The 13667-nt window shown below is 26.8% G+C and carries 10 protein-coding genes and 1 other RNA gene; 1 reads left to right on the top strand and 10 read right to left on the bottom strand.

Annotation, left to right across the window (positions count from 1 at the left end; translation table 11 throughout):
* Positions 1-101: 101 nt before the first annotated feature.
* Positions 102-4736, top strand: a complete 4635-nt coding sequence (locus HR065_RS01810) for an AAA domain-containing protein (protein ID WP_178734204.1) — start codon at positions 102-104, stop codon at positions 4734-4736.
* Between the two features lie 170 nt (positions 4737-4906).
* On the opposite strand, the gene rsmG is transcribed toward HR065_RS01810, so the two are convergent.
* The 10 genes from rsmG to dnaA all read right to left on the bottom strand — a co-directional run bounded on the left by rsmG (position 4907) and on the right by dnaA (position 13583).
* Entirely contained in the window at positions 4907-5524 is a 618-nt protein-coding gene (gene rsmG, locus HR065_RS01805; protein ID WP_178734253.1) for a 16S rRNA (guanine(527)-N(7))-methyltransferase RsmG, read from the bottom strand.
* Complete coding sequence (gene mnmG / locus HR065_RS01800; RefSeq protein ID WP_178734203.1) at positions 5490-7370, bottom strand: tRNA uridine-5-carboxymethylaminomethyl(34) synthesis enzyme MnmG; 1881 nt, start codon at positions 7368-7370, stop codon at positions 5490-5492. Before mnmG ends, rsmG begins: the two co-directional genes overlap by 35 nt.
* 47 nt (positions 7371-7417) lie before the next feature.
* A complete protein-coding gene (locus tag HR065_RS01795) occupies positions 7418-8044 on the bottom strand; it encodes a hypothetical protein (protein WP_178734202.1) in 627 nt (208 codons plus the stop codon).
* A gap of 49 nt (positions 8045-8093) precedes the next feature.
* Positions 8094-8188: signal recognition particle sRNA small type (ffs, locus tag HR065_RS01790), an RNA gene on the bottom strand.
* A gap of 27 nt (positions 8189-8215) precedes the next feature.
* Complete coding sequence (locus HR065_RS01785) at positions 8216-8680, bottom strand: nucleoside deaminase (protein ID WP_178734201.1); 465 nt, start codon at positions 8678-8680, stop codon at positions 8216-8218.
* A 43-nt stretch (positions 8681-8723) separates the two neighbouring features.
* Positions 8724-9302 (bottom strand): thymidine kinase, encoded by a 579-nt coding sequence (locus HR065_RS01780; protein ID WP_178734200.1) that lies wholly within the window; start codon positions 9300-9302, stop codon positions 8724-8726.
* Between the two features lie 30 nt (positions 9303-9332).
* Positions 9333-9575 carry a 50S ribosomal protein L31 gene (rpmE, locus tag HR065_RS01775; protein ID WP_178734199.1) on the bottom strand — a complete coding sequence of 81 codons (243 nt, stop codon included), beginning with the start codon at positions 9573-9575 and terminating at the stop codon, positions 9333-9335.
* A 122-nt stretch (positions 9576-9697) separates the two neighbouring features.
* Complete coding sequence (gene glyA / locus HR065_RS01770; RefSeq protein ID WP_178734198.1) at positions 9698-10948, bottom strand: serine hydroxymethyltransferase; 1251 nt, start codon at positions 10946-10948, stop codon at positions 9698-9700.
* A gap of 106 nt (positions 10949-11054) precedes the next feature.
* Complete coding sequence (dnaN, locus tag HR065_RS01765) at positions 11055-12188, bottom strand: DNA polymerase III subunit beta (RefSeq protein WP_178734197.1); 1134 nt, start codon at positions 12186-12188, stop codon at positions 11055-11057.
* A 30-nt stretch (positions 12189-12218) separates the two neighbouring features.
* Positions 12219-13583, bottom strand: coding sequence for a chromosomal replication initiator protein DnaA (dnaA, locus tag HR065_RS01760; protein WP_178734196.1), 1365 nt, complete (start codon positions 13581-13583; stop codon positions 12219-12221).
* Positions 13584-13667: the final 84 nt, after the last annotated feature.

Below are 13667 nucleotides of genomic sequence, written 5' to 3'. Positions count from 1 at the left end.
ATTTTCTAATATTTTATTATTTTTTTAAATATTTAAAATTGTTTTTAAACATCTCATCTCACTTCTTCTTAAACTTCAAAGAAAGAAAAAGAAAATTTTATATGAACATAGAATACAAACGTCTTTTGTCGTTATTGGATTTCACAAAAGAAACTAAAAAAATACGTGATAAAATTATAATTGATGTCGAAAGTCATGAATGGTTTTATCATGAGAATACTCTCTTAGCCTTGCCAGGAGTGTATATGAATCCTAAAGCGAAAGAAGGAGATGTTTGGATCACAATAGAACGTTTCGCTCCTCCTGTGGCTCCTCAAATTACTAAAAACCCTTTATTAAAATTATGGTTAAATATTTCTGATGATTATAGAATATTGCCTGTTTTAAAAAATAAAGTCAAAAAATCAGAACTAAAAGAATCAGGTTTTCCTATCACAACCAATTTTAACGAAGAAAACGAAAAAGATTATGTTTTTCTAAAAGAATTTTTACCTTTAAATCAATCTCTTCAAACTGATTTTGACAATTATTACCAAAATACTTGGAAAGTTTGGGCTGAAAAAGAAGCCGAAATTAGCAAAACAAGACAATTATATAAAAAATTATATAAATTAGAACAAGAATTTAGAAGCAATCAAGATGATTCTCATCGTGAATTAGTTTTAGGAGTAGGAATTGTTTTATGGAATTCAGATGGTAAAAAATCCAAAATTCGTTATCCTTTAATTAGTCATGCTTTAGAAATCCATATGAACGAAAGAACTAATTCTATGGAATTAATGCCTCTTAGAGAGCCTCAATTAGAGTTAGATATTTACACTTTTATTCAAAATCCTGGTGTTTCCGCTATTGAAACTGCTTGGAAAAAATCTTCATTAGTTTCTCAAGAAGGTAGAAATGTGGTTTTTTCTCCTTATAATCCTAAAACTTTTGATTCTATTCTTAAAATAGCGGCTTCTCATCTTGATCCGCAAGGGGAATATAAGCCACAAGGGAATAATGATCGCACTTTATTACCAATAACAGAAGAATTAAAAATTACTGATAATTGGGTAGTTTTCATTCGTCCGCGTGATAATAAATTTTTAATTCAAGATTTAGAACGTTTTCAAAGTCAATTTCAAGTAGCTACAAGAAATTTACCTGATATTCCGAAAGGAATTTTATCTATCCTGGAAGAACAATCAGATTCCCGTAAAAAAATTAAAATGCCGGAATTTAGAAGTTTGGAAATTCATTACCCTTCTAACGAAGATCCTGAGGCTGTTCCTGTGAAAGATTTATTTTTCACTATGGCTTCTAACGAAGAACAAGTTAAAATCATTCAAAAGTTAGAAAGTTATGAAGGATTAGTAGTTCAAGGGCCACCAGGAACTGGTAAAACCCATACAATCGCCAATATTCTTTCTCATTATTTAACTTTAGGTAAAAGAGTTTTAGTTACATCTATGAAAAAAACCGCTCTTAATGTTTTAAGAGATAAATTACTTCCAGAAATAAGACCTCTAGCGGTTAGTTTTTTATCAAGCGAACAAGAAGATTTAAAACAATTGGAACATAATGTTTCAGTTATTAAAGATCAAATTAACTCTATTGATGAAGATAAATTTGAAAAAGATATTTCTTCTTTAGAAAAAGCAATAGATTTCATTCAAAATGAATTAGCTCATATTGAACAAAAGATTAAAGAATTTTTTCAACGTAATTTTGATTTAATTGTTTTTTTACCGGAACAATCTCGTCCTCCTATCAAACCTTTAGATGCTTCAAAAACATTAGTAAAAAAACGTCACAAAATTGAATGGTTTAAAGATGAATTGAAATTAACAAATGCTCCTTTATTTAAATCAGAAGATATTACTGAACTAAAAAAAGCTCGTCTTAAAGTGGGCGAAAAAATTTCTTATTTAAATATAGAAATACCTACAATTGAGCCTGATTTAGTAGAAAATTTAATGGAAATTCACACCAATATTATTACTTATAATTCTATTAAAGAAGAAATCAAAGAGAATAAAATTTTTTCTTTAGAATTTAAAAATGATAAAATTTTAGAAAAAGCTCAACATCTTCTGGAAATGGTAGAATACCAAATAAAATTAAACCAATCTTTAATTGATGGTGAGAAAAAATTTGCTTGGCATGGATCCATTAAAAATACTTTAAAAAAATCTAGACACGACTTACCTTTAAAAGAATTCGCCGTTTTTTATAAAGATATTCAAGAAGCAGTAGCACAACAACAAGATTTTTTAACAAGACCTGTCGCTAGTTTCGCTAATTTAGAATTAGATGCTGAAATGATGAGAGCTATTAATAAAAAAGCTTCAGGAAAAAGCGCTTTTGGTTTATTTAGTTTTGGCAAAAAAGCGGAAAAAGAAAAATTGTCTTCAATTGTCATTATTTCTAACAGACCTGAAAATAAAGAAGATTGGAAACATGTGCAAAAATATTTCCGTTTAAGAAAAAAGATGAGAAATTTAATTATCATTTGGCAAAACGGTTTAGCTTCTAATTTATTATTAAGTGATGAATTAGTGAACTATGATAATTCTGATCCAAGTACTTTCAACCCTAAACATATTTTACGTTTGAAAAAAGTGTCTGATCATTATCAATATTTAATTGAGAAAGATGTTAGAGACGCAGAAATAATTAAATTAGTTTCTGAATTATTGCCTAAATTTCCAGAAATAAAGCAAGTTCCTAATAGGCTTGATTTATTAACTCAATTACAAAATGATTTACAAAAAAATATTGAATTTCATAATGTTAGAGACGCTTATAAACAGAAAAATAAAATTAAGGATGTTTTTGCAATATCTTCTGCTGAATTATTTGAAAATGTCCAAAATTTAATTGAAGAAAAATGTGGCAATCCAGAAATAAACGTTAAAACCTTGAAAAAAGAAACCGATTCCTTTTTAAAAGAAATCAAAAATTTAGACGCTTTAAAAGAAAATTTTGAAACCATTAAAACCGTTTCTGAAATGATTGAAAAATCAGGAGCTCCTTTATGGGCTGATGATTTAAGAAATAAACCGCCTCTAAGTTCTTCTTCTGATAATCTTTTGCCCAATGATTGGGATGAAATTTGGTGGTTAAAACAACTTGAAGTTCATCTTTATAATTTGCAAACTCGCGACTATTTAAACAAAATGGAAGCCAAGAGAAAACAAAAAATTATTGATTTGGAAAAAGTTTATAAACAAATAGTATCTAAAAAAACTTGGTTACAAGTCTCTCGCAAAAGTACTCCTGATATGGAATCGGCTTTACAATCATTTATCACTCATATCGCTAAAATAGGAAAAGGAACTGGTAAAAAAGCTCCTATTCATAGACGTCAAGCCCGTCAAGCTTTAACTAATATTTTAGAATCTAATGCTATTCCTTGTTGGATTATGCCTCATGATAAAATTTCGGAAGTTTTACCTTCTCAAATAGGTAATTTTGATTTAGTAATTATCGATGAAGCTTCACAATCCGATTTATCTGCTTTAGCGGCTTTTTTAAGAGCTGATAAAATTTTAATTGTTGGTGATGATAAACAGGTTGGTCCGCATGATATTTCTGATGTGAGTAAAACACAAATTTTATCTCAACGTTTCCTTAAAAATCAAGTCAAACGTTATCAAGGGCATTTAAGCTCAGGTTCTTCTATTTATGAATTATTTCAAGTAGTTTTCGCTCATGAAAAAATTATGTTAAAAGAACATTTCCGTTCTGTTTCTCCTATTATTGAATATTCTAATAGAGAATTTTACCATAATGAAATCCAACCGATGCGTCTGCCGAAAAAATCTGAACGTCTTGATCCGCCGCTAATCGATGTTTTAGTGACTGATGGAGCTTGTGAAGATGAAAAACAAGAAATTAATAAAGCAGAAGCGCGTTATATTGTGGATGAGATCAAAAGAATTTGTGCCGATCCTACGATGAAAGATAAAACTATTGGGGTTGTTACTTTAAAAGGTGATCGTCAAGAACATTATATTTACGATATGTTAGAACGAGAATTGCCTAATGATCTTTTAGAACGTCATGCTATTAAATGTGGTAATGCTAGAACTTTCCAAGGTGAAGAAAGAAATATTATTTTCCTTTCTTTAGTGGTTTCTTTCCGTCCTAACGGTAAAAAACCAATGCCTTTGACTAAAGAAGACGCTTATCAACGTTTCAATGTTGCTGCTTCTCGTGCTCGTGATCGTATGTATTTAGTCCGCAGTATAGAAATGAATGAAAATCAACTCAGCAATAAAGATGTCTTAAGACGTGGAATTATCAAACATTTTAGTTTACCTTTTAGTCAAGAAGAGAAAAAAATTAAAAATTTCAGAACTCTTTGTGAAACAGATTTTGAACGTCAAATTTATGATATTTTAGTTGATTTAGGTTACCGTGTTCTTCCTCAAGTTAAAGTCGGTTCTTACCGAATTGATTTAGTGGTTGAAGGGGATAATGATAACCGTTTAGCTATTGATTGTCACGGTGATAGATTACAAAGTGCCGAACAAGATGATCATGATTTAAACCGTCAAAGGGTTTTAGAACGTAATGGATGGGAATTTTGGAATGCATTCGCTTTTAATTTTGTTTTAAATAAAGAAGATGTTATTAAAGACTTAATTAAAAATTTAGAAGCCAAAGATATTGAACCTACCAAAACAGAAAATATAAACCAAGCTATTTACACCGAACAACGTCGAGTAACTGTTTTTAAAAAAAATGAATAATCGTTTGTTGATTAAATAATAAAATCCATCGTTAACTTTAAAAAGTAACGATGGATTTTTTCTTTTCTTCACTGTTGAAAAAATATTTGCCCCAATGGAGATAATGAGCAATAAGCAATAAATTGTCCCAAAAGAATTACAATTTTAAGATTTGGTATATTAAAAAAGAGTTAATTTATTTTTTGAAATAATAAATTAACTCTTTTACCTAATTCTTCCGGTAATTCTAAAAAGAATTTTTGTTTTAATTTTATTTTCGTCATTTTAAGATGTTTCAATTCTGCCTCGTAATTAGGTCCTTTCATTGCTATAAAATAACCCTTTTTTTTAATAAGAGGAGAAGCTAATTTTAAAATTAATTTTAATTTACCTAAAGCTCTAGCGATTACCAAATCATATTGTTTATCGTGTTGTTCAATCCTTTGATGAAATAAAAATACATCAGTTAAATTCAGTTTTTTAACTAATGATTCTAAGAAATTAATTTTTTTTAAAGAAGAATCAATTAAAAAAATTTTTAAATGAGGGAATAAAATTTTTAAAGGAATGCTGGGAAAACCGGCTCCAGTGCCTAAATCGCTTAAAGTATCAATTTTATTCAAATCAATATTTTGAGAAATCAATAAAGAATCATAAAAATGTTTTAAATAAACATCTTTTTCACTCGATAAAGCGGTTAAATTGGTTTTTTCGTTGTATTCTATTAAAAAAGAATAATATGTTTTAAATTGTTCTAATTGTAATTCGTTTAAATTAAATGTTTCTTTTAATATTTGATTCATCAAAATTTTGAGTCCTTTGCAAGAAAACTAATAAAATAGAGATATCAACCGGATTAACACCTAAAATTCTGGACGCTTGACCTAAATTATAAGGTTTAATTGTTGTTAATTTTTCTTTAGCTTCTTTAGATAAATTGTGAATTACTGAATAATCAATATCAATAGGGATTGTTTTGTTTTCTAATTGAAGAAGTTTTTGCGCTTCTTTTTCGGCTTTTAAAATGTAATTTTCGTATTTAACTTGAATTTCAACTTGTTCTAAAACTTCTGGCGTATACTGTTGGTCAAAAACAAATTTCAAAATATTTGTATTTAATTCTGTTCTTTTTAATAATTTATATAAACTCGTTTTTTCCGCAATTAAAGAAGAGTTATGTTCTTTTAAATAATTTAAATTCTTTTCATTAACTTCAAAAAAAGTTGCTTGTAATTTTTCTTTTAACATGTTTACTTCTAGACGTTTTGTTTCTACGTTTTTATAAGTTTTTTCGTCCACTAAACCTAATTCATAACCATAATGAGTTAATCTTAAGTCAGCGTTATCATGTCTTAATAATAGACGAAATTCTGCTCTTGAAGTCAATAAACGATAAGGCTCTTTTGTTCCTTTATTGATCAAATCATCAATTAAAACGCCAATATAAGCTTCATTTCTGTTTAAAACCAAACCATCTTTATCTTGCAGTTTTAAACTAGCGTTAATTCCAGCTATTAAACCTTGACAAGCTGCTTCTTCATAACCACTAGTACCGTTAATTTGACCAGCAAAAAATAAATTATTTATTTTTTTAGTTTCTAAAGTATGTTTTAATTGATTAGGATTGAACGCATCATATTCAATAGCATAAGCATATCTAACTATTTTAGCATTTTCTAAAGCCGGAATAGTTTTTAAAATTTTATGTTGTATTTCTTTAGGCATACTTGTGGAAAGACCTTGCAAATACATTTCATCAGATTCTAAACTTTCTGGTTCAATAAAAATTTGATGTTGTTTTTTATCGCAAAAACGCACTACTTTATCTTCTATAGAAGGGCAATAACGCGGACCCGTTCCTTCTATTTGACCATCATACATCGCCGATTCGTATAAATTTTGTTCGATTAATTCGTGAGTTTCTTCATTAGTGTGAAGCAAATAACAAGGTTCTTGGACGCCTAAATCATCAATAACTGAAGGAGAGCTAAAAGTTTGTAAAATACCATCGCCAAATTGCATTTTAGCTTTAGTATAATCAATGCTATCTTTTTGAATTCTAGGTGGAGTGCCCGTTTTCAAACGAATAACTTCAAAACCATGTTCTTTCAGTTGTTTGCTAATGCCATAAGTGGTTGGTTCATTATTAGGGCCAGAGTTAGTTTTTGATTTTCCCATCAAAACTTTACTGGATAAATAAGTTCCTGTCGTCATAACAACAACTTCGCTATAAATAAGTGTTCCGTCTTGTAATTTAACCCCTTTAACTTGTTGTTTTTCAATAATTAATTCTTCCACTAAACCTTCTAATAAAGTTAAATTATCAGCTTCTTTTAACATTTGAATCACTACTTTAGGATATTTTACTTTATCAATTTGAGCTCTTAAACTTCTTACAGCAGGTCCTTTAGAAGTGTTTAGCATTTTCATTTGAATTTGTGATAAATCGGCTGCTTTTCCCATAATACCGCCTAAAGCTTCGATCTCTCTTACAACAACACCTTTGGCCGGTCCGCCAATAGAAGGATTACAAGGAAGAGCGGCAATTTGTTCTAAATTGCCTGTAATTAATAAAGTTTTATGTTTTTTGGATAAGGCTAAAGCGGCTTCTACGCCGGCATGTCCGCCGCCAATAACAATAGCTTCGTAATTCATTTTCTGATAACCTCCTTTTTTAAAAATTTTTTCATAAAAAATAATTTTTATTCGTTTTCTGGAACATGTCTGTAAAGTCTATGTTGGGATAAAATATTTTCTAATTCTTCTTTGCCTAAAAAATTTTCAGATTCTTGAATAAATTGGATAAATAATTTTTTTTTATCTAATTGGAATTTCTTATCGCTTTTTTTCATAAAAAACATCAAAATGATTAAAAATAAAATAATCGGTAAAGCGAATAACATAACAACCTTATAACCATTTAAATTTGGAATTAATGATTTAACTAAAGTAGATAAAACAAGAGAAGCAGCAAAACCAATCCCTAAAGACAAAAAGTTTTTTTTAATTATGTTTGCGCGTTTGTTTAATAATTCATAAATAAAATTCATGTAAAAAGAATTAATTTCTTTTTGATATAAAGCGTTGAATTTATCATAATATTCTTCATGAATCAAAACTCTAAAAACGCCATTTAAATAAGTCCAAACAACATATTGGTTCATATTCAAAAAAAAAGAATTATATTTGCTTTGCTTTAAATAAAAAAACTCAATTTTTTTTTCTTGATCTTTAAAAAGACAATTTTCTTCACGAAAAGCATTTCCTTCAACGGAATTAAAAACAAAAGGTAAAAGTTGAATTTTGTTTTTGTTTGTAAATAAATTCATAATCAAATAGATTCCTTTTATTGGTTTATTTTCAATTATAAAAAAATCTTCTTAAAAATCATCACTCACATGAAATTAAACTTATGGCTGCTTCAATCAAGACCTGACCAGATTCATTATCTTTACATTGAATGATGATTTTTAAGAAGATTTTTAAATAAAATATAAAAATTATTTCTTTCTTAAATTGTAAAAAAATTTTTTTAAAATATGTTCATTTTCTTTTTCCAATAATTCTAATTTAATAAAATTATTTTGTTTATGTTTTTTTTCTTCCAAAAGAACAAATAATTTTTTAAAAAAATATGATTTTGGATTAAAAGTACTATAATATATTGTTTGAATCCGAGATTGAATTAAAGCGCCAGCGCACATAAGACAAGGTTCCAAAGTGATATAAATAGTTACTTCATCCATTCGATAAGTTTTTAATTTTTTATTTAATTTCATTAAAAGTAAAAATTCAGCATGACCATAAAATAATTGACTTTTTTCTATATTATTGTGGGCTCTTGATATTATTTTATCATTCATAACAGCAACAGCGCCAACAGGAACTTCATCTTTTAAAAAAGCTTTTTTGGCTTCTTTAAAAGCTTCTTTCATAAAGAAAAAATGCTTTTCTTCTATATTCAATTATACATTAAATTCCTTACATTAATTTTTAAAATAAATTTTTTTAAAAATTATGACATTTACGACAACAAGATTCATGATAATTATTGCCACCTATTAAAATAACAGGTTGTTCTTCATTATTTTCTTTTTCGTTAGCGAATATTCTTTGCGTTCTTGTTGCCTCTTTGCCACAAATAAAACAAAAAGATTTTAACTTAGTTACTTTATCAGATATTGATAATAAATATGGCATAGAACCGAATGGTTCTCCACGATAATCCAATTCTAAACCAGCGATAATAATTTTCATCCCTTTATAAGATAAATTGTTTAAAATTTTTTCTATATCTTTATCAAAAAATTGAACTTCATCTATGATTAAATATTCAATGTTTTCATTTTCTTTAAGAATATCTAAAATTTCTGAACTTTTATTAACTAACAAAGAAGGAACGGTTTTTAAATCGTGAGTTACTAATTCGCTTTTGAGAGAATAACGATTGTCAATTGAAGGTTTGAAAACTAAAAAATTTTTTCTCAACGAATTCAATGTTTCAATACGTTTAATCAATTCTGTCGTCTTCCCGGAAAACATCGGTCCACAAATGACTTCAATAAATCCTTCTTGATCTAAAATCATTTTTTATAAAACCTTTCTATGTTAAAAAAATTATTCCTCTGTTTGTTGTTTATTATCGTCTTTTTTTTGATCATAACCATAACGTTTGTGAAACTTATCTACTTGTCCAGCGACAGTTACAAAAACTTGTGAATCAGTGTAAAAAGAATGACAATTGGAACAAGTTTCAATTTTCATAGTTTTAACTGTTGTACCTATTTTATGTGTTTTCTTGCAAGTAGCACAAGAAACTTCTATTTCATAAAACTCGGGTTGTTGTAATTTATTTTTCATAAATAAAATCCCCTTTTTATTTTATTAAAAAATTATGAATTAACTTTTTAATATTTATCACCTTTAATTTTAACATTAAAAAAACATTTTTCAAAATATTTTATTAAAAAAATAATAAAAATTTAATTTTTCTTTAAAGGGAATTTTTTTGTTATCGTCAATACTTCTTTTTTAACTTCTTTCAAAACTGCTTCATTTTCATAATTATTCAAAACTCGGTCAATTAAATAAGCAATTTGAACAAAATCTTTTTCTTTTAATCCTCTTGTCGTCATAGCTGGCGTTCCTATTCTGATTCCACTAGTTAAAGAAATTTTTTCTTTATCAAAAGGAATAGAATTTTTATTAACAGTTATATTAGCTTTATGAAGAGCATCTGCTGCTAATTTACCATTTAAAAAGGGGTGTTTATGCTTCAAATCAATAAGTATTAAATGATTATCAGTTGTTTGGCTGACTAAACGATAACCTAATTCTTTTAAAGCATTAGCTAAAGCTTTTGCATTTTTAACTATTTGTTGTTGATAAACAATAAAATCATCTTTTAAAGTTTCTTTGAAGGCGACCGCTTTGGCAGCAATGACATGCATTAAAGGACCACCTTGAATGCCCGGAAAAACACCTTTATTAATTTTTTTAATTATTTCTTCATTATTGGTTAAAATTATTCCCCCTCTTGGACCTCTTAAAGTTTTATGAGTAGTAGAAGTAACAACATCAGCATTAGCTAAAAAAGGAGAAGGATGTAAGTTTGCTGCCACTAAACCAGCAATATGAGCCATATCTACCATTAAATAAGCGTTGACTTCATCAGCTATTTTTCTAAATTCTTGAAAATCAATAGTTCTAGAATAAGCAGAAGCTCCCGCGATAATTAATTTAGGTTTGGTTTCGTGCGCTATTCTTCTAACTTCTTCGTAATCAATCATTTCGTTGTCTGGCGAAACGCCATAACTAAATGAATTTAAAAAATTACCAGAAAAACTAACTTTTGAACCATGAGTTAAATGACCACCAGCGTTTAAAGACATTCCTAAAATAGTATCATTAGGTTTCAATAAAGATTGAAAAACCGCCATATTAGCTTGTGAACCTGAATGAGGTTGAACATTAGCGTATTTAACTTTAAATAATTTTTTAACTCTTTCAATCGCTATATTTTCAATTTCATCAACATAATCACAACCATGATAATATCTTTTTTGTGGATAACCTTCAGAATATTTATTAGTTAAAACGCTCCCTTGAGCTTCCAAAACAGCTTCAGAAACGTAATTTTCTGAGGCAATTAACTCTATATGCTCTTCTTGCCTTTGGGTTTCTTTTTTTATTAATTCATAAATTTCTAAATCTTCTTTTTTTAAATTTTTCACCTTTCTTCTCCTCTTTCTTTAATTTTTTTAAATAAATCATTGTCAAAAAGTAAAAAAATAATTGTTTTAAATTAAAAATAATTGTTTTAAATTAAAAACAATTATTTTATAAAAATGGTAAAATTAAATATAAAAGTGTTTTATCTTCTTCGCTAGAAATGATAAAAGGTTTGGCTGAATTATCAAAATGAATTTTTATTTCTTTAGTGGGGAAAACTTTTAAAATTTCTTCTAAATGTTTCACATTAAAGGCTGTTTTAATATTTTCTTCAACCTTATCTTCTAAAAGTAAAATTTCTTCTGATGCGTTTCCTATTTCTTCACTTCCGGAAAAAATTTCTATTTTTTGATTTTGATCAATATTTAAATGAACAATATTATTGAAAATATTTTCTTCTTTAGGTAAAAATAAAGATAATCTTTCCAATGTTTTAGTTAAATCTTCTTTTTTTAATTTAACAAAAGAAGAAAAATTTTCTTCTTTAATTTGTTGCATCAAAGGGAAATTGCCTTCAAGAAGAATTGTTTGAAACAATAAAGATTCAGAACATAAAAAAAGCTTTTGTTCGTTAATGGCTATTTTAATGTTTTCATCTTTTTGTTGTTCTAAAAGTTTATTCATTTCTTCTAAACTCTTACTAGGAATAACGATATTAAAATCAGGATAATCTAAATTCAATTCTATTCTTTTTTGACTTATACGAAAAGAATCAGTAGATAAAGCGGTTAAAAAAGGTTTTTTATAAATTAAATTAACTCCTGTTAAAATAATTTTTTGTTTATCCTTAGAAGTTACAATAACAGCTTCTTTAATTAATTTCTTTAAAAAATCACTTTTTAAAAGGAAGAATTTTTCAAAATTAAAAGCAAAATCAATAGAAGGAAAATCGTTAAAATTCATCATTTTTAATTTATATTCCGAAGAAGGTAAAGTTTTGATAACTAATAACTTATTATCCATAGAAGAAATCTTGATAAGAGGTGAATCAATTTTTTTAATAATATCAATAAAATACTTTCCAATTACAATCAAAGAACCAGTTTTTTTAACTTTTAAACTTTCATCTTTTATTTCTAATCTTGCTGCTATATTCATGTTAATGACTTCTAAAAATAAAACATCTTCTTGAATTTCTATTTTAATATTATAATAAACTGGGAAAAAAGTTTTTGTAGGAAGTATTTTTTGAATTTGGAGTAAAAAATGCAATAAAACTTCTTTTTTTATTTCAAAATTCATATTTTATATTTCTTTTCTTTAAAATTAATTTTAACTATTGATTTTTTCTATAATAAGTTCAACAGTTTTTTTCAATTCTTCGTTTTCTTTGATTTTTTTCTCTATTTTTCTGTAAGCTTTTAAAATAGTAGAATGATGCCTTTTATTAAAGTGTAGTCCAATTATTTCATATGAAGCATTATTTATTTTTTTAATTAAATAAATAGCGATATGACGAGGTAGAGAAAATTTATTATGTTTTTTTTCGCTAATTAAATCGCGTACACTGATATTATAAAATTCACTAACTATATTTTTTATTTTTTTAGCGTCTATCTCTTCTTTGGAAAGAATTTTTTTATTTTTTAATAAAGGATCTAGAGCTTCTGTTACATTTTTTAAATTAATTTCTAACCCATAAATTTGAGTATAATTTAAAAGCCTTAACAAAGCTCCTTCCATTTCCCTTATATTATCGCCAAAACGTGAAGAAATAAATTCTAAAATTTCTTTTTTTATTTTGGTGTTGGCGCCTTCAATCTCAAATATTTTTTTCTTTAAAATTTCTAAGCGATGTTTAGAATCGGGTTTTTTAATATCTACTATTAATCCCGCTTTAAAACGATTAGTCAATCTTTCCATAATTTTATTCAATTCAGAAATGGGTTTATCGCTGGTAATAATGATTTGTTTTTTATTCAAATTCAGATAATCAAAAAGTTTAAAAAATTCCATTTGAGTTCTTTTAGCATCAGCCATTATTTGAATATCATCTACCAAAAGAACATCAATATTACGGTATTTATTATTGAAATCTTCCATTTTATCTTTTCTTAATTGATTAGTGAAATCTTCAATAAAACCATCAGCTTTAACATATAAAATCTTTTTATGAGGATGTTTATCAAAAATATAATTACCAATCGCTTGCATAAGATGAGTCTTACCTAAACCCACTGAACCAAAAATATATAAAGGATTTGTTTGTACTACTTTAGCTTCAGCGATTTGTTTAGCCATTTTAAAGGCGAAAATATTACTCGGACCAACAACAAAATTATCAAATTTATAATCAGCTTCTAATTTCCCTAAATGATAACTGTTAAAATTTATTCTTTTTTCTTGAATTTCTTCTTCTTTTTCTTTTTTAATTTCTTCCTTAGTAATAAAATTGAAAGTTATTTTTTTTTTAGAATATTTTTTCGATAATTCTTCAATTTTTTTTAAATAAATATAAACAATTTTATTTTTTATAAAATCGTTTTCAACTAAAATAAAAATAATTCCATCTTCTATTTTATATGGAGTTTTAATATTAGAAAAAGTTTCTTCAAAAACTTCGTTACTATAAATAAGAGACAAATCTTTTAAAATTTGATCCCAAATTTGTTGTTCTGGTAGTTCTTTTTCTTCCATTTAAACTCGCCTTTCGAAATAATTTTTTAAAAAAATTAAAAGTTTCTTTAAATAAACTTTTTCAATAATTAAACAGCACAAGAT

This window comes from Candidatus Phytoplasma pruni, from assembly GCF_013391955.1.
GTDB lineage: Bacteria > Bacillota_I > Bacilli_A > Acholeplasmatales > Acholeplasmataceae > Phytoplasma.
Note: the sequence above shows the minus strand (reverse complement) of the source record. Positions and strands in the feature narration are given on the sequence as shown.